The organism is Adlercreutzia sp. CNCM I-6215 (assembly GCF_977072315.1).
In genome coordinates this window covers 327,254-347,815 of the sequence record NZ_CDRVMA010000001.1, presented here as the reverse complement: position 1 = coordinate 347,815, position 20,562 = coordinate 327,254, and the positions used below count along the sequence as shown (strand labels likewise).

Below are 20,562 nucleotides of genomic sequence, written 5' to 3'. Positions count from 1 at the left end.
AAAATATGAGAGGACGCAGGTCGACGAGGACAAGCATCCCTCCATCGACCCCTAATCGCCCCTAATCGACGTAGCTGTTGATGAGGGCGAACAGCTCCTGTTTCTTGTGGATGTCCAGTTTCTGGTAAAGCCGGCGCAGGTGCGTCTTCACCGTGTTGTCGGAAATGAACAGCTCCGTGGCGATGGAGGAGATGGTGTGCCCTCGCGCCACCAGGGCCATCACCTCGATTTCCCGCTGCGACAAGGCGTACTTCCTCCCGATGAGGTCGCACCGGAGGGCCGTCTTATCCTCGTAGTGCGGCTGCTCGGCATCTCCCAGGGCCTCTTCCGCGATCGCGTCGTCCGCATCCAAGTCGATGGCGCCATCCGACGCCGGATCGGTCGCGCCCTCCCGCGTCCGAGCCAGCGACAGGAACTCGATGGGCCGGCTCGTCTCCGAGCGCGAGGGATGAAGCGCCCGTGTTCCGTACAGAACAAGCGCCAGAAAGCACACCGACCCGAGAGCTATAACGGCATACGGGGAGACGTCGAATGCCGTGCCGCAGGGGGCCAAAGCGCCCAGAAGGTACCCCAGACCTTGCGCGGCTACGCAAACGAGCGTCTGGAAGCTCAGGCAGAACACCGGGTCGATGCCGTAGTCGTGCGACACCTGAACGGCGAGGATCTGAACGCTCAGCGACAGAAAGCTGTAAATCATGTACAGAAGCGCGGCCGCAACGACAAGCGGAGTCCCATAGGCGAACGGAAGCGCCCCGAGAGCCACCACGATCAGGGGAAACGCCAGCCGGAACACACCGTCGATGGTGTAGCGCACCGTCCGAAACCGCCACAGCAGCATAAGGGCGATGGGGGCGAACAGCCCCGCGAGCGCGGAACCGTAGTTGACAAACGTCATCGCCGTCGTGTCGATGGAGAGAAACCGCACCACTCCGCCGAGAAAGGCAAAGGCTCCGCAGTACAGCACGCTGCGCCAGAAACTGCCGAGCCCGTGGATATAGCTCACCCGGTTGTCAGCGAAAGAGCACGTCGCCATCGGCGAGGCAAGGTCGATCTGGCGGTTCTGCGCGAGAAGCAATATCCAACTGGCGGCCATAAGGGCCGTTGAAATCGCCAGCGTCACCGCCGCGCCCGTAAAGGATTCGAAGAACGTCCTTGCGAAAAAGCTCACCACCCATGCCAAGAGCAGCGTCATCAAACTGACCTCGATATCGCGCAACGATATAACGTAGAACCACGAGAATACAAGCGCATAGGAGCCCGCAACGGGAATCGCGATGCCGAGCACCCACTGAGCCGTCCCCTCCACCATCGGCAGGCCGGACACGAGCAAGCTCGCAAGGGCGACGCAGGGAACCACGCCCATCCCGAAATGGCGCAGCGACCGCCGCGACAGAGTGCACCACAGCATCGCCACCGCGCTCACCACGACGCCAATTGCAATTCCCACGCCATGGGAACCGTAGAAGGCCCCCGAAGGGACAGAGAGCCAGTCGCTTTTCCACAAGAACAGCGACGAGAGCGACATGGCCGCCGCCATGCCGATCGACGATGAAACGACCTTGCCCACATCGAACAGCTTCACCGATTGCGACCCCCTCTTCAACTGCGAACAAACCGAAGTCTACCAGATCAGGAGGAGAACCGCCGCAAGCGGGGCATCTTTCGCTCCTCTCCAATCTCTCTGCCATCAGGCATTTCTCGGTAATTCACGAAAAAGGTTGACAGCTGAAAACGACTTTTCACCAAAACAGGGTCTCACACAAGCCGCTCTTCCGAGGCCAAACTGGCATCAGACGGCACAGACACCGGAGGGGTGTCGCCTCGAGGAGAAAGGAGACCATTTATGGCACAAGCAACAGAGAGGACCGTCTCGCGGAGGGGGTTCGTCAAGGGCTCTACCCTATCGGCCTTAGCGGCCATGGCCGGAGCAGGGGCCGCAAGCTCCCTCTTCGGCTGCGCACCCCAAACGGCAGAGAAGGGCGAAGACCTCGCGCAAACGGGAACCACCGACGTCGTGGCCAACGACATCCCCGAGGAGGGAGAGGTCATCTGGCAGAGCTGCTGCCACTGCGGCTTCGTCGCCTGCCCCCTGAAGTGCCACGTCGTGGATGGAACCCTGCGCTGGGTCGACAACGACACCGAAGGCGACGACGAGTTCGGTGGCGTCTCGTTCCGTTCCTGCCTGAAGGCGCGCTCTGTGCGGAAGTGGATCAACAGCCCCGATCGCCTCAAGTACCCCATGAAGCGCACCGGCAAGCGCGGTTCAGGCGAGTTCGAGCGCATCAGCTGGGACGAGGCGCTCGACATCATCGCCGAGAAGTACCGTTACACCCTTGACACCTACGGGCCCGAGGCGTTCTTCCTGTGCGCAACGGGAACCCGCAACTACCCCATCCAGCGCCTGTTCAACCTCACCGGCGGACATCTGGGAACCATCAACTCCGAGTCCAACGGACAGATCGCGCAGACCGCCAACTACCTCTTCGGCTTCGACGGCCAGACCTTCGACTGTGCCGGTGGCCTCGGAAGCAACACCTCCGCCATTAAAGATGCCGACTGCGGGCTGTTCTTCGGCTGCGGCTCGGGCGAATCGCGCATGTGCGGAATGGGGGAAGTGTACGAGGTGGCCAAGGCGCGGGAAGCCGGCATCCCCGTCGCCTTCGTCGACTACCGCCTGGGCGAGGGGTCCTCGGGCAACCCCGATGAGTGGTTCCCTATCTACCCCGGCACCGACGGCGCCCTGGCAAGCGCCATCGCCTACGTCATCATCAGCGAGGGCAAGCACGACAAGGCCTTCCTGGACAAATACGTCGTCGGCTTCGACGCCGACACCATGCCCGAATCGGCTCCGGCGAACTCCTCCTACATGGACTACATCATGGGCACCGGCTACGACAATATCCCCAAGACGCCCGAGTGGGCGGCCCCCATCTGCGGCCTTCCCTCCGAGAAGATCACGTACCTGGCGCACTTCATAACCGACCATGAGACCTGCTTCATCACCCAGGGCTTCGGGCCCCAGCGCCGCCACAACGGCGAATGGAACGCCGCCGCCATCGCCGCCCTCCCCGTCATCACCGGCAATATCGGCCGAGCGGGCACCTGCCCGGGGCTCAACGGCAAGGGTATGCAGATGAACTTCGACGGCGGCATGTGGAACTCGGTGCCCATCGGCGAAAACCCCGTCACCAAGAAGATCTCCATCTCCGGGCGCTTCAACGCCATGGACCATCCCCTGGAGATGACCGCACTGACCGACGGCATCCAGGGTGGCGACAAGCTCGAGGTCGGCATCAAGTTCCTCGCTCTTTACGAGGCCGGCTGCTTCGGCAACTCCAGCTCGGATTTGAACTGGGCGGCCACCATCCTCGAGGACGAGAGCAAGTGCGAGTTCATCCTCGGCTGCGACGTCATCATGTCTACCTCCCTGCCCTTCTGCGACATCATCTTGCCCGATCTCATGTACCAGGAACGCATGAACATGGTCTCCACCGTGACCGGCGGCTCCGCGCTCGGCTTCGTCTTCGGCCGCCCCGTGCAAGAGCCGCAGTTCGAATGCCGCCTCTCCTACGACTGGGTCGCCGATCTCGCCGAGCGCCTCGGCCTGCGCGACGAGTTCACCGAAGGCAAGACATGGGAGGAATGGATGGAGACCCGCTACGAGGAGTACAGTCGCCCCTCGGCCCCCAACGGCAACGCCCCGTCCTTCCAGGAGGGCTTGGAGATGGGCTTTTGGCGCGATCCCGTCGAGGCCGTCCCCTTCATCGCGCTCAAAGATTACGTCGAGGACCCGGAAGGACGCCCCCGGACGACTCCCTCGGGCAAGATCGAGCTGTACTCCGAGCGCCTGGCCACCATACGGGACACCTGGACGTTCCACAACGGGGAGCGCGACGTGGTGCGGCCGGTGCCCAGCTATTTCCCCGAGATCGAGGGCGTGGCCGACGTTAACGAGACCTACCCCCTCCTGTTCTCCACCTGGAAGGCGAAAAACCAGTTCCACAGCCGCTACCAGGTGATCGAGGAGCTGCAGCAGGCCTGCCGTCATTGCCTGTGGATCAACCCCATCGACGCCGAGCCGCGCGGCATTGAAAACGGCGACACCCTGCGCGTGTTCAACGACCGGGGCGAGGTGGAGATCATGGCCCGCGTGACGGCGCGCATCATGCCCGGCGTCGTGGGCATGCCCCATGCCCACCGGCGCGAGGTGGTCGACGGCGTGGACATCGGTGCCAACGCCAACACCCTGAGCGGCCACCACTGGTCGCCCATTTCCAAGAACTGCCCGTCGACCGGCTCTACGCTCGTGCAGGTCGAGAAGGCTTAAGGAGGCTTCCCATGACGCAATACGGTTTCTATTTCGACTCTTCGCGCTGCACCGGCTGCAAAACCTGCGAACTCGTCTGCAAGGACTACCACGACCTGGGGCCCGACATCTTGTTCCGCCGCATTTACGACTTCGAGGGTGGCAGCTGGGAGAAAACCCCCGAGGGGGCGTGGAACAAGACGGCTTTCAACTACCATCTGGCCGTCTCCTGCAACCACTGCGACAGCCCCGCCTGCGTGGAAAACTGCCCCACGGGCGCCATGCGGAAAGACGCCGAGACGGGCCTTGTGAACGCCGACCCGGAAGTGTGCATCGGCTGCGGCACCTGCCAGAAGTCATGCCCCTACGACGCGCCGCGCATCGATGCGGAGCTGTCGGTCTCCCGCAAGTGCGACGGCTGCCTGGCCCGCGTGCGCAACGACGAGCAGCCCATGTGCGTCGGCTCCTGCCCGCTGCGCGCTCTGGAGTTCGGCCCCATCGACGAGCTGCGCGAGAAGCACGGCGATCTCTGCCAGGTGCCGCCCCTGCCCGAGCCGACCACGGGCCCCAACCTCGTCATCGGAAGCTGCCAGGCCATCGACTCCGACACCTACAACCTCGACGAGGGCTACCTAGCCAACCCCCTCGAAGTGGAGTAGCCATGAACGCGCCCGCTGAGAACACCGCGCCCTGCGCGCTGGTACTGGGAACGCTCTTCCTTGAGAAGCCCTCTTCTTCGACAGCCAAACTGCTTTTGGAGGGCCTGGCGTCCGCGGATCTTCCGGCCGAGTGGCCCTATGGCGATAAGGCGGCCTTGGAGGAAATCGGCGAGCAGCTCCAGTGCACGGTCGGGGCCGACCCTGCTGACCTCGACCGCGACTACCATCGGCTGTTCGTGGGGCCAGGCAAGCTCGCCGCGCCCCCGTGGGGGTCGGTCTACCTCGACTCGGAGTCGGTGCTGTTCGGCGATTCGTGCGTCGCCCTGCAGCGCTGGATGCGCGCCCGAGGCATCCAGCTGCACGAAGGGGAAAGTCGCGAGCCCGTCGACCACATTGGGCGCATGCTCGTGCTTCTCAGCTGGCTTTCCGACAACCAGCCGGACCAGGTCGGCCCTTTTCTGGACGAGCACTTGATGACCTGGGCACTGCGCTATTTCGAACAGCTTGGGCCAGCGGCCGCCGGCACCCTGTACGAGCCGCTGGGGCGCCTCGCCTTGCTCACTTTGGAGGCCATCGCCCAGTCGCGGTAATCCTAGTCCCTCCCCGTTTCAAGGGCGTCCGACCCTCCCCTTCGTCGGACGCCCTTCTCTTTCTCACGTGAAGTTGGTCCATGCAGTCAGCTTCGCCCTTCGGCAACCTTAGGAGCCCCTATGAATTTCCTCTTTCTCTTGATTATCGCGGCAGTGGCGGCCTACCTCCTCCGAAGCCCTCTCAAGGCTCATCCCTCTCTCTTCTACAGCATTGCCGCGATGCTCGTCCTTCTCTACTTCTTTGGTGCCACCTTCGGCGTTCCCCGCTGGCTGTGGATGCCCCTGGTCGATCTCATTCAAAAGTGCGAGCTTGCCGTCGCCCTCTTCGCAGTCGTCATGCTCATAGGTTGCCTCGGCAAGGAGCAGACTCTCTACCGTCGAATGAAGCCGATCAGGGCCGAGCTGTCCATTATTGCCTGCATTCTCTGCCTCGGGCACATGGCCGTGTACCTTGGCTCCTACCTGCCCAGACTGCTCGGCAATGCGAGCATCAACAGCAATGTTGCCGTCGCCTTCGGCGTGGCCGTCGCACTCTTCGTGCTGCTCGCTCTTCTTGGCGTGACGTCCCTCGGCATCGTGAAGCGGGCCATGAGCAGCCGTCGCTGGACGCGCATCCAGCGATTCGCCTACTTATTCTTCGCTCTGATATTCTGCCATCTTGCGCTCATGCTTCTTCCTGCTGCCCTACACGGAGGCGTTGCCGCCCAAGAATCGCTTTTCGTGTATACGGCGGTGTTCGGAGCCTACGGAATACTGCGTTTGGGCAAAGCTGTTGCGGAGCGCCATGAAGAGACGCAGGAGGACGCGAGCGCAACGCCAGCCATCGCCATAGAAGAAGAGGCGGCCGTCGGAGATGCCGCTTAAAGGCACGAGCAAACTACCCCTTTCGATATGGGCGAAAATTTCGACTTGTTAGATTTCTTGTTTGGCAAAGCAGCTCCGATAAGACCTGCTATTTACGTTATTCGTCAGTTTTGCCCCGCGATACTCGGCGCTTACGATCCCCAAAGTCTAACAAGTCGAATTTTCCGCCCCATCGGGAGCTTATTCTTGCCCGGACACGTCACCCTGTTGGACGATCGGTCGGCAGTGGCGCTTCTTTCGGCCCTGTCGCCTACGCCTCTTCTGTTGCGGGGGCGCCCTGCGGCTCGTCGGCGGAAGGCCTCTCCGTCCCTTTGCGCCGTCTGCGGGCGGCGTCGCGCAGCTTGCCGTAGAGGCCCATGTAGGCGTTCACGATGACGCCGGTGAAGGCGGCGCAGACGAAGGTGCCCTCGCGCACGCCGGCCAAATGACCCACGAACAGGAACGCGCACAGGCACGCCAAGGCCGCGCAGGCGAGATCGAAGCCCACCTTCACGGTGCCGAACCGGGCGCCGGTCTTGCGCACCACGGCCTGCACCACGGCCTCGCCGCAGTTCATGACCGTGCCCGAGACGACCGTCATCACAATGCCCAGCGCGAGAACGACCATGCCGCCGATAAGCCACAGCCACGAGGCGACATAACTCGTCGGCGCAGCGGGGCCGAGCAGTGCCATGAAGGCGTCAATGCACACGCCGAAGAACACCGAGATGGGAATCTGCCACAAGTCCACCAGACGGAACTCCCGACGAAGAAGAGCGATTTGCACCAGCACGAGAAAGCACTGCCACCCCAGCATGAACGTGCCGAAGCTCACCATTGTGAAGCCGATGGAAAGCACGTTGGGCGTGGCGGAGATGGGCGAGTTGCCCAAATCGGCCTTCACGACGATGTCGATGCCAAGCCCCATGACCGCGATGCCCGCCAGCATAAGCGCGATGCGGCCCGTCAGAAACAGGGCGGCGCGCAGCGTCAGCGATCGCTCGGCGAGAGCGGCGGCCGAGCCTTCCGCAGATTTCGTCGAAGGAGGAAGACCGTCTTGAGTGCCTCGGACGCCTTCGGCCGAAGACGCAGTCTTTAAGCCGCCGGCTTGCGGCGAGGGTCTGTCGGACGGATCGGCAGATGCGCCCGAGCGCTCGCGCCCCATGGATTTTCCCTTGGTCCGAATCTCGCTTCCACGATTGATCTTCCGTTCCGTCATCGTCTCCTCACCGTCCTTTCCGGTGTCGCGGCGTGCAAATACCTTTCAGTTATAGCACGGGAAGAGACGCGGTTCGCAGAAAATACGCGAGCACGACTGCGCAAAGGTTAGATGGCGCAAACTCAACCGCTCACCACCGACGAGCGGCAGAACGACGGCGACGCAACGGCGACAAGGCGAAGCCCTAGATGACCACGAGGTCGTGGGTGGAGTTGGTGAACACGTCGAAGCCGTCGGCGGTCACGACGCCGAAATCCTCCAGGCGCATGCCGAACTTGCCCGGCAGGTAGATGCCCGGCTCCACGGTGACGACGTTGCCGGCCACGAGAGGCCGCTCGTTGCGCGGAGCGAGCACCGGCTCCTCGTGGATGTCGATGCCCACGCCGTGGCCGAGGCCGTGGCCCATGCGGCCGCCGAAGCCGGCCGCCGCCAGCACCGCCTCGGCCTGCTCGTGGCCCTCTTTGCCCGTGACGCCGGGTCGAAGCATAGCTTCCACGGACTCGTTGGCCTCCCGCAGCGCGTCCCACGCCGCCCGCATCTCCGGGTCGGGCTCGCCGAGGAAGACCGTGCGGGTCATGTCCGAGCAGTAGCCGTAGGAGCGGGTGCCGAAGTCGAGCACGACGCACTGGCCGGCCTCCAGCATGGTGGTGCCGGGGATGGCGTGCGGGCTCGCGCCGTTGGGCCCGGTGGCCACGATGGAGGGGAACGCCAGGCCCTGGGCACCATGGCGCAGCATGAACTCCTCGAGCTCCAGCTGCACCTGGCGCTCCATCATGCCCGGGCGCATATAGCGAACGATGTGTTCGAAGGCGGCGTCGGTGATGGACTGGGCGCCGCGCATCCGCGCGATCTCGTAGCGATCCTTCACCGCGCGCAGTCCCACCACGACGCCGTCGGTCTCCACGAAAGGCTCCCCGGCATCGGCCTCGGCGAACGCTTTCTGCAAGCAGCGGTACTCGGCGAGCGAGACACCGTCCTCGATGCCCAAAAGCGCATCGGCGGCCCCGGAGGGCCGGCCTCCCCACCGCTTGACGGCAAACTGCGCGTGGGTCTCGCGCTCGGCGCTCACTTCCAAAGGCTTGTGCCGCGCGGCGTTCTCGCAGGCCGTCACGTAGCGCGAGTCGGTATGCAGCCACGCGTGGTCGGGACAGACATACAGAGCATGAGCCGCCTCCTCGTCGAAGACATCGTCGAAGGCGGTGAGCCACTGGACGTTCGACGTGTCGCGCACGAGAAACGCCCCCACGCCCAGCTCGGGAAACGTCTCGCGCAAGCGAGCCAGATGCCGCTCGCAGGCCTTCGGATCATTCAATTCGTCGAATACCGTCATGAATTCCTCCTGGTTCGTCCGGACGCCGGTGCGACGGGGCATCCCGTGCTCAAGCAATGGCTCGCTCGGCGGAACAGTTCACTGGACTGTTCCGTTCGCTGCGCAACCTGCGCGCGGGACGCCCCGTCGCACCGGCGTCCTACCCTATCGGGCTATTCGCTACCTTCGGCCACAGCGTTTTCCAGCAAAATATCCAGTGCGCGCAGGTAGCCCTCTTTGCCGAGGCCCTTCACCTGGGCGATGCAGGCCGGCGCGATCACCGAGGTGCGACGGAACTCCTCGCGCTTGCTGATGTCGGAGATATGGATCTCCACCACCGGCACGTCGATGCATTCTACGGCGTCATGCAGCGCATAGGAGTAGTGCGTGTGGGCCCCGGGGTTGTACACGATGCCGTCGTAGTTGCCATGAGCCGCATGCAGCCGATCGATGAGCGCGCCCTCGTGGTTCGACTGGAAGCAGTCCACCTCGCAGCCATGCTCGGCCCCGTAGGCACGCACCATCTCCTCGATGGCCTCAAGCGTGTCCGACCCGTAAATGGCCGGATCGCGCACCCCCAACATATTCAAGTTCGGCCCGTTCATGAGCAATATCTTCTTCATTTGGAAGCTTCCCACCGGCGCAGATGCTCCAAAATCACGTCGTCAGGCACGGCCACCAGTTCCCAGTCGCCGATGTCACGGGGCAGCACGAAGCGCACCTCGCCGGCACGGGTCTTCTTGTCGCGCTTCATGGCGGCCAGCATCTCATCGGCCGGCTCCGACCAGTCAAGCGCCGGCAGCCCGAGCCCGTCCAAAAGCTCGTCCTGGGCATCCACCAGCTCGGCCGACGTGCCCACCACATCCACGCCGAGGCGCGCCGCGAAGCGCATCCCCTCGGCCACCGCAGCCCCGTGGGAGAACGTCCCATAGCCCGCGAGCGCTTCCACCGCATGCCCCAGGGTGTGCCCGTAGTTCAGGCACTCGCGCACCCCGCGGCTCTCCGTCTTGTCCTCGGCCACAATGTTGGCCTTGAACACCACCGACCGCGCGATGGCCTCGGTGACCACCACCGGATCGCGCGTCTCCAGGGCGGCGGCGTGATCCATCATCCAGAAGAAGAACTCGTCGGAATCGATCACCGACGCCTTGGCGATCTCGGCGCAGCCGCAGGCCCATTCGCGGTCGTCCAGCGTGGCGAGCACCGCCGTGGAGGCGCACACGTAGGCCGGCTGCTTGAACGTGCCCACGAGGTTCTTCCCCTCGGGAAGGTTCACGCCGGTCTTGCCGCCGACCGAGGAATCCACCATGGCCAGAAGCGAAGTGGGCACCTGCACAAACGGGATGCCCCGCATGTAGGTAGAAGCGACGAACCCGGCCAAGTCGCCCACGACGCCGCCGCCGAGGGCCACCACGGCGCAGTCGCGCGTGAGCCCAAGCGATGCCATGGCCGACCAGATCTCCCCGGCCACCGCGAGCGACTTCGAGTCCTCCCCCGCGGGCACGACGATATCGCTCACGCGGAAGCCCGCCGCCTTCAGCGACGACTTGGCCTCTTCCAGATACAGCGGCCCCACGTTGGAATCGGTGAGGACGAGCAGGTGCGGCGCCCGTCCCACGCCATCGAGCCGCCGCACCGACTCGCCGAGGCCGGCGAGCACCGTGGCTCCGATACGCACGTCGTAGGGCGCCTCGCCGGGGATGTTGACCACTATCTTTGTTGCGGGCACAGGATTCCCTCCTTTTCCAAAATGCGCTGCACTTCCCGCGCGATGACCGGCACCGATTTGCCAGCGGTGCTCACGCGCACGTCGGCCACCGCCTCGTACAGCGGCAGGCGCTCCTCGCAGCGGGCCCGGGCCGCTTCCAGGTTCTGGAACAAGGGCCGGGTAGACGTATCGCTGATGCGGCTGGCGGCCTCGTCGGCGGTCACTTCCAGATACACCACGAAGCCGGCCTCGCGGAAGACGTCGTGGTTGGCCGGCGTGACCACCACGCCGCCGCCGCAGGAGATGAGCAAAGGGTCAGGCTTAGCGCCCAGCTCGCGCAGCACGTCCGTCTCGATGGCGCGGAATCCCTCCTCGCCGCCCTCGGCGAAGATCTCCTTCACCTTCTTGCCCTCGCGGCGCTCGATGTAGGTATCCATGTCCACCGAGGCCGCGCCGCACGTGCGGGCGAGGCGCCGGGCCACCGACGTCTTGCCGGCGCCCATGAACCCGACGAAAAAGACCGGGCGAGTCAGCTCCATGCGTTCTGCCATCTTAGCGCCCCATGGTGCGCAGCCGCGCCTTGTAGGCCTTGATGTTCGCCTTGATGTCGGCCATGCAGGTGTCGCCGAAGGCCTCCAAGTAGGCGTTCGCCAGCGCGAAGGCCACCTCGCCCTCGGCCACCACGGCCGCCGCCGGCACCGCGCACACGTCCGAGCGCTCTTTCGACGCCTCCTCCACGCAGAGCGTGTCCAGGTTCACCGTTTCCAGCGGCGTCATGAGCGTCGGAATGGGCTTCATGGCCGCCGTGATCACGAGCGGCATGCCCGTGGTCATGCCGCCTTCTAAGCCGCCGGCGTTGTTCGACGTGCGGCGGAACTCGCCGTCGGCGAGCACGATGGGGTCGTGCACCTGCGACCCAGGACGCGCGGCTGCCTGAAAACCGAGGCCGAATTCCACGCCCTTGATGGCAGGGATGGAAAAGAGCGCCGCGCCCAGCCGCGAGGTGAGCCGATCGGCGCCCGTGGCGTAGGTGCCGAGCCCCGGCGCAAGCCCGCAGACTACGATGCGGAAGGTGCCGCCCAAGCTCTCGCCGTCGGACTTCGCGCGGTCGATGGCCTTCTTCATGGCGATGGTCGTCTTCGCGTCCGGGCAGCGCATCTCCGACAGCTCGATGTCGAGCGGCTTGTGCTCGGCGGCGTCGGCCATCGTCTCCTCGGGCATGGCCGCATCTCCCACCGACACCACGTACGACATCACTTCCACGCCGAGCGCCGCCAGAAACTCGCGCGCCACGCCGGCCGCGGCCACCCGGGCCGCCGTCTCCCGGGCGCTCGCGCGCTCCAAGATGTTGCGGCAGTCATCGGTGTTCGTGCGCAGGGCGCCCACCAGGTCGGCATGCCCCGGCCGGGGCGTCACCTCGCGCACCAAGTCGCGCGGCGCCTCGCCGAAGGCGGCCATACGCTCCGTCCAGTTCTCCCAATCGCGGTTGGCCACCTCAAGCGCAATGGGACTGCCGATGGTGCGACCGAAGCGGATGCCGCTCGTGACGCGCACCGTATCCTTCTCGATGACCATGCGGCCGCCGCGCCCGTAGCCGGCCTGGCGGCGGGCCAGATCGGAGTTGATGTGATCGACGGACACGGGCAGGCCGGCCGGCACGCCCGTCACGATGGCCGTAAGATTCGGCCCGTGACTTTCTCCGGCAGTGATGTATTCCATAGACGCAGCTTTCTCGCAGGGCGCGCCGACAGAGGGCGCCCGAGACAGATCGGCACCCATTGTAGCGCACGCAGAGGCACCCGACCGTTTCGGGACGGTAAAGTGCGGGCGGAAGCGGCCCCTGAGCCCTCTTAGAACTCGGCGTTGCCCACCGTGCGCGGGTGCGGGATGACGTCGCGGATATTGCTCACGCCCGTGAGGTACATCACGAGGCGCTCGAACCCGAGCCCGAAGCCCGCGTGCTGGCAGGTGCCGAAACGGCGCAAGTCCAGATACGCCCGGTACTGCTCGGCGTCCATGTCCAGCTCGGCGATGCGCCGCTCGAGCACTTCCAGGCGCTCCTCGCGCTGGGAGCCGCCCACGATTTCCCCGATGCCCGGCACGAGGCAGTCCATGGCGGCCACGGTGCGCCCGTCGTCGTTCAGGCGCATGTAGAAGGCCTTGATGCCGACGGGATAGTCGATCACGAACGTCGGGCGACCGAAGTGCTCCTCGGTGAGGAACCGCTCGTGCTCGGTCTGCAAGTCGATGCCCCATTCAACGGGATACTCGAAGGCGCGCCCGGCCGCTTGCGCCGCGAGCAGGATATCGATGGCCTCGGTGTAGGTGACGCGCGCAAAGTCGGAGGAGGCCACATGGTCCAGGCGCTCGAGAAGCCCCTTGTCGACGAACTTGTTCAACATGGCCAGCTCGTCGGGGCAGCGCTCCATCACGTCGCGGATGACGTACTTGAGCATGCTCTCGGCCAGTTCCATATCGTCCTCAAGGTCGGCGAAGGCAATCTCGGGCTCCACCATCCAGAACTCGGCGGCATGGCGCGCCGTGTTGGAGTTCTCCGCGCGGAAAGTGGGGCCGAACGTGTACACATCCCCGAAGGCCATGGCGAAGTTCTCGGCGTTCAGCTGGCCGGACACGGTGAGCGAGGCGGGCTTGCCGAAGAAGTCGGCGCTCCAATCCACCTCGCCGGCCACAAGCGCGCCGTCCGAGGCCGCGGCAGCCTCCTCGCTCACGAGCGGTACCTGGGCCGGGTCGATGGTGGTCACGCGGAACATCTCGCCGGCCCCTTCGCAGTCGCTCGCCGTGATGATGGGCGTGTGCACGTAGACGAACCCGCGATCTTGGAAGAAGCGGTGGATGGAGGCGGCGGCCACCGAGCGGATGCGGAACACGGCGCGGAACAGGTTCGTGCGCGGCCGCAGATGCTGCTGGGTGCGCAGGAACTCCGGCGTGGCGCGCTTCTTCTGCAGCGGGTAGTCGGGAGCCGAGGCGCCCTCGACGCGAATGCTCTCGGCGGCAAGCTCGAAGGGCTGCGGGGCGTCCGGCGTCAGCTTCAACGCGCCTTCGCACACGAGAGCCGCCGACACGTTCTGGTGCGCAATCTCGTCGTAGTTTTCCAGCGTCGCACGGTCCATGACCACTTGCAAGTCCTTGAAGCAACTGCCGTCGTTCAACGTGACGAAACCGAAGTTCTTCATATCGCGGACTGACTTGACCCAACCGGCAACGGTGACGGTCTTCCCGGCGAAGGCGTCGGCATCGGCGTAGAGCTGGGCGATCTTAGTGCGGTTCATTATGGCGCGACCTTTCGAGCTAGGGTGTTTTCCATTGCCGCTATGATAGCAGGACAGCGCCGCGCCGCCTATGGGGCCAAAGGCATTTCGGCCGCCCACCTGCGCCTCCGAGGCGTCTTAGGCGAGATTAAACCCGGCCGCCTGGGCCATAAGGGCGAACAGCTCGTCCTCGGGGATGTCGAGGGCCGCCTCGCCGGTGATGTCGCGCAGGATGCCCACCGTGACCACGGCCTGGCCGACGAGCATGCCGGCACCGTCGAAAAACCGGCACCCCGCCGCCCGGGCCGCCCGGGCCAGCGCCGTCTCGCCGTGGCCGTACACCACGTCGAACACCGTCTGGTCCGCGCTCAGAAGCGCCGTGTCGAAGGGGGCAGGGTCGCCCGCCTTCATGCCGAGCGGCGTGGCGTCGATGATGATGTCCGCGCCCGCGATGGCCTGCCGCGACGTGGCGTAGCTGCCGAACTTGAAGCCCACCTGCTTGTACACCTCGGAAAAGCTCAGGTGCCCTTCCTTGAAGGCGGGCATGTCCACCACCCGTCCGACCATCGCCCCCAGCTCGTCGGCGTAGGTGCGCATGACGTTGCGGGCCTTGGCCTTGTCACGGCCGATGAGGATCACCTCATCCGGCCCCGCCTGGGCCACGGCGTGCAGGATGGAGAGGGAGGTCGGCCCCGTGCCGCAGACGACGACGGACGTGCCGCGAAAATCGACGCCGGCCCGTTCCAAATAGGCCACGCAGCCCTGGCCGTCGGTGTTGTAGGCGATAAGGGCCCCGTCCTTGTTCACGAGCACGTTGGCCCCGTGGGCGAGCGTGGCCGAGGCGGCCCGCACATCGGCGGCAGCGAAAGCCTCGGGCTTATAGGGCGTGGTGATGTTGATGGAAAGGAAGTCGCGAGCCGCAAGGAACGCCTCGGTCTCGGGCGCCGTCGGCACATCCATGAGACCGTAATGCCAGGGCAGCCCCGCCTTCTCGTAGACGGCGTTGTACATGACCGGCGATTTCGAATGGCTCACCGGGTGCCCCAGCACATACAGCTTCTCGCTCACAGCGATTCCCTTCCCGTTTCGCGCGAGGCCCCTTCGACCCCGCGCTGCGCGCCCTGCCCGAAGCGGCGCGGGGCGCTTCCTTGTCCGCGGCGCGCCGCGGAACGGCTCGCCTCGCATTCCGCGATATTGATTGCCGGCTCCGGCTTGCGATCTCCCAAAATAGCCCGCTCGACGTTGCGCAGCAGCAGCGTGTGGGGCAGATCCTGCTCGACCAACGGCTGCAGCATATAGGCCTTCATGCCCGTCAGATGGGCTCCCAGCACATCGGTCGCCAGCTGATCGCCAACAACGACCGTGTCGGCGGCGGCTCCCCCGATCTTCCGCCGGGCCGCGAGAAACGCCGGCGGCAGCGGCTTTAAGGCCTTGGCCACGATGGGCATCTCCAACTCGCCGGCGAACCGGTACACGTCGGCGTGCCAGTTGTTCGAGAGCAAACAGAAGCTCACCCCGGCCTCCCGCGCCCGACCGAGCCACATCCCCACATCGCGCGGCACGCATCCCGTATCCCGGGCGCGCACGGTATTGTCGATGTCGAGCAGCGCATGAGTCAGGCCGCACCCGAGCAAATCGCGCTCGATATCGATGGCGCTGATGCGCGAGAAATAGCGATCGGGGGTGAGAAGCGCCATGGGTCGCACCTGAAGACCAAAAGGGCGCCCTTAGGCGGCCGCGCCTTCACCGGCGGCAGCATCGCCCGACCCGTCGGCGCCACCAGCGTTGGAATTATCGGCGATGGCCTGCTGATGCTCCTCGTAGGTCTTGCTGAACGCCGCCTGCATGTTGCCGTCGGCATCGGGATAGAAGTAGAAGAACATGTCCTCGGTTTGGGTCGGCTCGCACACGGCGGTGAGGCTCTCGAGGCCCGGCGAGCAGATGGGCGTCGGCGGCAGGCCCGCATTCGCGTAGGTGCTGTAGGGCGTCTCGGCGTGCACCTCCTCGGCCGTGGGCTCGCGGCCCACCTCGTAGGCCGTGGTGGCGTCGGATTCCAGGTAGGGCCGATCGGAGGCGAGGCGGTTGTAGAACACCCCGGCCACATGATCGCGCACCTCCTGGTCGCCGGTGGACTCCTTGGCGACGATGGAGGCCAGGTTCACCGCCTGGTACAGCGTGAGCCCCTGGCTCGCCGGGTAGCTGTTGGCGAAGTCGCCGAAGATGCTGGCGGTCTCCGTGCCGAACTGGTCGAGCATCATGCGCACGACGGCCTCGGCATCCATGTCCTCGGTCACGGCGTAGGTCTTGGGGAACAGGAAGCCCTCCAGCGAGTTCTCGCCGGCGCTTTCCAGAAACGCGTAGTCGGCCGCATAGGCGCTCGCGTTCTCGGAAGCGGCGAGGAAGGCCTCAGCGGTGATGCGGCCGCCCGTGGCGCTCGCCACCAGCTCGGACAGCTCCGCACGGGTGATGTCCTCGGGCACGGCGAGCGTGTCGCCCACCTGAGCGGGGCCGACCATGATGGCGCGCACCAGCTCCTCGGGGGTGCTGCCGCCCTGGAAGGTGTAGGTGCCGGGAATGAGCGCCGAGGCGGCTTCCAGGCGCGTGACCTCGTCGGTGAACTCCCGCGAGCTGCCGATGAGGCGCGCGGCCACGAGCGCGTCGCCGATGGAGGAGGCGGTCTCCCCCTCCGTGATGGTCACCTCCGCCGACTGGCCCGGCGCGAGCAGTTCCACTTGCGAGCCGGCACAACCGCGGAAGGCGAAGAAGCACACGGCGGCGATAACGACGACAGCCACGACGGCCGCGCAGATGAAGGGCGCCGGGGACTTCTTCGGCATGATGGCGCTCGTGTCGTAGGTGCGGAACTCCCGATCCCCCTTGGCGTGCGCCGCCCGGGCAGCGCGGGAGGAATGGGACGAATAGGTGACCTTCTTGCCATGGAGAGCCAAGGTGCGGCCTTTCTCTACGAAACGGCCCGGCGATTAGCCCCGCGAATACCTCAAGCGCGGGCACGCTCGTCGAGCCAAGATTGCAAAAACAGACTTGCGGCTATCATATCAACCTTGCCGCGCATCTCCTTCTCAGTCAGACCCTTTTCACGCAAACTCCGCTTGGCCTCGGCCGAGCTGAGCCGTTCATCTGCGAAAACGTGGGGAATGCCGCAGGCGTCGCTGATGCGCGCGGCCTCCTTGCGAATGCGGGCCGCCTGGGGGCCCTCCTCGCCGGCGAGCGTGCGGGGCAGCCCGCAGACGAGCAGCTCCGGCTCCCAGTCTTCCAGAAGCCGGCGGAAGGGCTTGGCGCAACCGGTCACCTCGGCGGCGGGCATCACGCACACCGGACTTGCCACGCGCTCGCCCGGGTCGCTCACCGCCACCCCCACGCGCACTTCCCCGATATCCAGCGCCATCACGCGCACGGGCTACTTCACCTCCAGCAGTTTCTGGCGCAGCTCGGCTTCCATGCGGCGCATCTCCGCCTCGGCCTCGGCACGCTTGGCGCGGCCCTCGGCCTGGATCTTCATTACCTCATCGAAGGTCTGGATGAGGTTCTCGTTGGTGGCCTTCAACGTCTCGATGTCCACGATGCCGCGCTCGGACTCGCGGGCCACCTCCACGGTGGAAGCTTTCAACTTCTCGGCGTTCTTGCGCAGAAGCTCGTTGGTCATGTCGGTGACGGCGGATTGGGCTTTGAGCGCCGCCTCGTTGTTGGCGAGCCCCAGCGCCAGCAGCATCTGGCTCTTCCACAGAGGAATAGTGTTCACGAGCGTCGTCTGGATCTTCTCGATCATGAGCATCTCGTTGTTCTGCACGAGACGGATCTGCGGCGCCATTTGCATGGCCACGGTGCGGGACAGATCCAGATCCGACAGCTTCTTCTCGAAGCGGTTGCACGCAGCGGCGAGTTTCTGCACCGCCTCGGCGTCCTCGGTGGAACCCGACGCCTGAGCCCTGGCGGACAGCTCGGCCAGCTCGCCCTCGCGCACCTCGGCCAGGCGCTGACGGCCGGCCAGAAGGTACATGGTCAGCTCCTTGAAGTAGGTGAGGTTCAGCTCGTAGAGCTTGTCGAGCGTGGCCGCGTCCTTCATGAGCTGCACCTGATGGCCCTCGAGGGTCTTGGCGATCTTGTCGACGTTGGCCTCGGCGGTGTCGTAACGGGCCTTGAGCGACGTGATCTTGTTCGCCGACTTCTTGAACAGGCCGAAGAAGCCCTTGTCGTCGTCATCAACGTCGAAGTTCTTGAGCTCGGTCACTACCCCGGCGATAAGATCGCCCGCCTCGCCCAAATCCTGGGTGCGCACCTTCGCGAGCGCCGTCTCCGAGAACGACGCCATCTTCTTCTGGGCGCCGGCGCCGAAGGTGAGTACCTGCTGGGAATTGGCGATGTCGATCTGCTGGGCGAAGGCGTCCACCTGGGCCAGCTCTTCGGCGGAAAGCGAGTCGGCGAGGCTGGGCGCGGCGGGCGTGTCCACCTCGACGATGGAGGCCTCGGCCACCTCGCCGTCGCTTACGGGATCGAGCGTGAGCGTCGGGGCGGGAATGTTCGTGAGATCGGTCAGTTCGTTGGTCATAGCATATCCTTTCACGGGCACGGTACGGATGAATCGGAAATTGCGAGGGGGCCTTGCGAGCCTCGCGCTCAAGAGCGTCCGGGGTTAGGCGCTCGAAGCCATTGCTTACGGTTTCACATCGAAGGGGCCTTCCGTGAGTCCCTCTTGGGCGAGCATGGCGTGCAGCACCGAGATGTCGGCGGACACATCGAGGGAGAGGTCTTGGTACGTGTCGTCGAAGAGCTTCTCGAAAGCGCTGTGCAACACTTCCAACGTATGCTCGATCTCGCTGCGCGAGCTGGAGATATTCTCGCCCTGAATAGGTTCCTCCTCTAACCGGTCGTAGGCATCGAGCAGCTTCACCGTGGTGGGAAGGTAGTACGCGGTCAGGCGGTCGAGCCCGGCGATGATGGCCGGCTCTTCCTCGGCGCGGGCGAGAATGCGGCCCACCACGTCCTGAATGGCCGTAATGCGCTCGCTCACCGCGGCGTCGTCGATGGCGGCGTTCAGCTCGTCCATCTGCCGCACGTAGTCGCGGCCGCAGGCGACAAAGGCGCGCTGCTCGGGCGTCAGGCGCTCGGAGATATCCTGCTCGCGGGCCGCCCGCGCCGCCGCCTCAGCTGCCCGGGCCGCCTCGGCCGCCTCGCGCTCGGCGAGCGTCTGGCGCTGGCTCTGCTGGAACTGACGATACTGGTGGTAGGCGTTCTCAGTCACCATGAGGGTGGTGTTCTCGTCGTCGATGCGCCCCTCGGGGAGGTAGCCGCCCTTGATGAGCGTGCGCGAGGCGGCAAGGGCGGCCTTGGGGCTCACCTGCATGCGCGCGGCGAGGTCGTCGAAGCCAACGGCCTCGCGCTGGCCCACCGCCCGCTGGAGAGCCTTCAGTTTCGAGGCACGCCGTAGGTTGCGGATGCCGAAGCCGAGCAACGTGGCGAAACCGGCCGTCAGAATGCCGAGGATCGCCGTCACGGCCACTTCGGGATTCCCGGCCACCGCCGGCGCCAGCGCCGAGACTAAGGCGGGAATGCCGAAAAAGACCATGCCCGCCCCGCCGGCCGCCGCCATGACGACCCCGGAGGCCGTCAGCCCCCACGACGAGCGGAAGCGCTTCTTTGCCTTGGCCAGCGGCGCCCACTGTTGGGCCTGCTGGGCCGCGGAGGTCACCGCCTGTTGAAAACCCTGGGGGACGCCACCTGTCGGCGCGCCCTGGGACGCCCCGTAGCCCGGATGCCCGTAACGCTGCTGCCCGTGGGCTTGCTGAGCCGCCCGGCGCTGCGCCTCTTCCTGGGCCTTGCGCGCCTTCTTCTCGCGCTTGCGCTTCTCCTGCAGCTCCTTATGGGCCTTCAGGTTCTTCTCGGGCGACTGCCCTAGCGCCTCGGCGGCCTCGTTCACCCCTTGGTCGACCATGCGGGCGAACTGCGAGAACGCTTTGTCAACCGACCGGCACATCTTCTGGAAATCCTTGGCCGACATGCCGGGAATGGGGCTGCCCGAAGGCCCGACCGACCAGGAACCGGCGCCCGGCGTATCCGGCGCCGGCTTCGCGCCCCGGGAACGCCCCTTCGCATTCCCGTTGGCGCTGTCCCGCTGGGCGCTCCGCTGCTGTTCTTGGAAATCTTCGGGCATCTCGTAGACGTACTCGGGGCCGGGTTGCTGCGGCCCGGGTTGCTGCGGCGCGCCTTGCGGCCCGGGCTGCCGAGACGCACCGTAGGGTCTCCCCCAGCTGTCGTACGGCCCTCGACCGCCCGTTCCCGGACTCTGCGGATTCATGGAACAACCCCTAACGCGCCCGCGCAATCGCCGAACCGGATCGCGCATCTCTTATTTCCCCGTCATCTTACCACGCTCCCGCGACCTCGCTCCCCACCCGCACGGAATGCGCACCACCTTTAAGTTTCCCAAGCACGAAGAGCGACCGACGGGGAACAACATAAGGACGCCAGCCGCCGCCTGCGGAACCCGTTATATTCCAAAACGCCCCAGTCGGTTGACGAACAAGGGGGGTTCTGCACGAGATCTCGAGTTATAAGCGTTACCAAGAAGCGATAGCTCTTATAGGCTATTGTTATTCGATATATTATTGTCAAAATGCCGCTTCCCAAACTTCCCGAGACGC

The 20,562-nt window shown here is 65.3% G+C and carries 18 protein-coding genes; 4 read left to right on the top strand and 14 right to left on the bottom strand.

The features are described 5' to 3' along the window. Positions 1-61: 61 nt before the first annotated feature. Positions 62-1,582: a helix-turn-helix transcriptional regulator gene (locus ACW4LP_RS01425; protein WP_114540459.1), complete on the bottom strand. Its 1,521-nt coding sequence runs from the start codon at positions 1,580-1,582 to the stop codon at positions 62-64. 261 nt (positions 1,583-1,843) lie between these two features. Here ACW4LP_RS01425 and ACW4LP_RS01420 point away from each other — a divergent pair, with 261 nt between their 5' ends. The 4 genes from ACW4LP_RS01420 (at position 1,844) to ACW4LP_RS01405 (ending at position 6,419) form a co-directional block, all read left to right on the top strand. Then, positions 1,844-4,327 carry a molybdopterin-dependent oxidoreductase gene (locus tag ACW4LP_RS01420; RefSeq protein WP_114540458.1) on the top strand — a complete coding sequence of 828 codons (2,484 nt, stop codon included), beginning with the start codon at positions 1,844-1,846 and terminating at the stop codon, positions 4,325-4,327. A gap of 11 nt (positions 4,328-4,338) precedes the next feature. Then, positions 4,339-4,965 carry a DMSO/selenate family reductase complex B subunit gene (locus ACW4LP_RS01415; protein WP_114540457.1) on the top strand — a complete coding sequence of 209 codons (627 nt, stop codon included), beginning with the start codon at positions 4,339-4,341 and terminating at the stop codon, positions 4,963-4,965. 2 nt (positions 4,966-4,967) lie between these two features. Further along, positions 4,968-5,555, top strand: coding sequence for a Tat proofreading chaperone DmsD (gene dmsD, locus ACW4LP_RS01410; RefSeq protein WP_161127487.1), 588 nt, complete (start codon positions 4,968-4,970; stop codon positions 5,553-5,555). A 120-nt stretch (positions 5,556-5,675) separates the two neighbouring features. Beyond that, positions 5,676-6,419: a ferric reductase-like transmembrane domain-containing protein gene (locus ACW4LP_RS01405; RefSeq protein ID WP_161127488.1), complete on the top strand. Its 744-nt coding sequence runs from the start codon at positions 5,676-5,678 to the stop codon at positions 6,417-6,419. Positions 6,420-6,669: 250 nt separating this feature from the next. On the opposite strand, the gene ACW4LP_RS01400 is transcribed toward ACW4LP_RS01405, so the two are convergent. The 13 genes from ACW4LP_RS01400 to ACW4LP_RS01340 all read right to left on the bottom strand — a co-directional run bounded on the left by ACW4LP_RS01400 (position 6,670) and on the right by ACW4LP_RS01340 (position 20,216). Continuing rightward, positions 6,670-7,617: a YczE/YyaS/YitT family protein gene (locus ACW4LP_RS01400; protein WP_161127489.1), complete on the bottom strand. Its 948-nt coding sequence runs from the start codon at positions 7,615-7,617 to the stop codon at positions 6,670-6,672. A gap of 184 nt (positions 7,618-7,801) precedes the next feature. Continuing rightward, entirely contained in the window at positions 7,802-8,947 is a 1,146-nt protein-coding gene (locus ACW4LP_RS01395) for a M24 family metallopeptidase (protein ID WP_161127490.1), read from the bottom strand. A 152-nt stretch (positions 8,948-9,099) separates the two neighbouring features. Further along, on the bottom strand, positions 9,100-9,549 hold the full coding sequence (gene aroQ / locus ACW4LP_RS01390; RefSeq protein WP_161127491.1) for a type II 3-dehydroquinate dehydratase: 450 nt from the start codon (positions 9,547-9,549) through the stop codon (positions 9,100-9,102). Continuing rightward, complete coding sequence (gene aroB / locus ACW4LP_RS01385; RefSeq protein ID WP_161127492.1) at positions 9,546-10,655, bottom strand: 3-dehydroquinate synthase; 1,110 nt, start codon at positions 10,653-10,655, stop codon at positions 9,546-9,548. Before aroB ends, aroQ begins: the two co-directional genes overlap by 4 nt. After that, positions 10,637-11,185 (bottom strand): shikimate kinase, encoded by a 549-nt coding sequence (locus ACW4LP_RS01380; protein WP_237418782.1) that lies wholly within the window; start codon positions 11,183-11,185, stop codon positions 10,637-10,639. Before ACW4LP_RS01380 ends, aroB begins: the two co-directional genes overlap by 19 nt. 1 nt (position 11,186) lies before the next feature. Further along, complete coding sequence (aroC, locus tag ACW4LP_RS01375) at positions 11,187-12,353, bottom strand: chorismate synthase (protein WP_161127493.1); 1,167 nt, start codon at positions 12,351-12,353, stop codon at positions 11,187-11,189. Between the two features lie 131 nt (positions 12,354-12,484). Beyond that, positions 12,485-13,924, bottom strand: a complete 1,440-nt coding sequence (gene asnS / locus ACW4LP_RS01370) for an asparagine--tRNA ligase (RefSeq protein ID WP_161127494.1) — start codon at positions 13,922-13,924, stop codon at positions 12,485-12,487. A 117-nt stretch (positions 13,925-14,041) separates the two neighbouring features. Beyond that, entirely contained in the window at positions 14,042-14,971 is a 930-nt protein-coding gene (locus ACW4LP_RS01365) for a shikimate dehydrogenase family protein (protein WP_202427830.1), read from the bottom strand. Further along, the gene (locus tag ACW4LP_RS01360) at positions 14,968-15,600 is read right to left on the bottom strand and encodes a YqeG family HAD IIIA-type phosphatase (protein ID WP_161127496.1); all 633 of its coding nucleotides are present in this window, start codon (positions 15,598-15,600) and stop codon (positions 14,968-14,970) included. The genes ACW4LP_RS01365 and ACW4LP_RS01360 overlap by 4 nt, the downstream gene beginning before the upstream one ends. Positions 15,601-15,630: 30 nt before the next feature. After that, entirely contained in the window at positions 15,631-16,851 is a 1,221-nt protein-coding gene (mltG, locus tag ACW4LP_RS01355; RefSeq protein WP_161127497.1) for an endolytic transglycosylase MltG, read from the bottom strand. 50 nt (positions 16,852-16,901) lie between these two features. Further along, positions 16,902-17,318, bottom strand: a complete 417-nt coding sequence (ruvX, locus tag ACW4LP_RS01350) for a Holliday junction resolvase RuvX (protein ID WP_117284972.1) — start codon at positions 17,316-17,318, stop codon at positions 16,902-16,904. A 3-nt stretch (positions 17,319-17,321) separates the two neighbouring features. Beyond that, on the bottom strand, positions 17,322-18,470 hold the full coding sequence (locus ACW4LP_RS01345) for a toxic anion resistance protein (RefSeq protein ID WP_161127498.1): 1,149 nt from the start codon (positions 18,468-18,470) through the stop codon (positions 17,322-17,324). A 105-nt stretch (positions 18,471-18,575) separates the two neighbouring features. Continuing rightward, positions 18,576-20,216: a 5-bromo-4-chloroindolyl phosphate hydrolysis family protein gene (locus tag ACW4LP_RS01340; RefSeq protein ID WP_161127499.1), complete on the bottom strand. Its 1,641-nt coding sequence runs from the start codon at positions 20,214-20,216 to the stop codon at positions 18,576-18,578. Positions 20,217-20,562 lie beyond the last annotated feature (346 nt).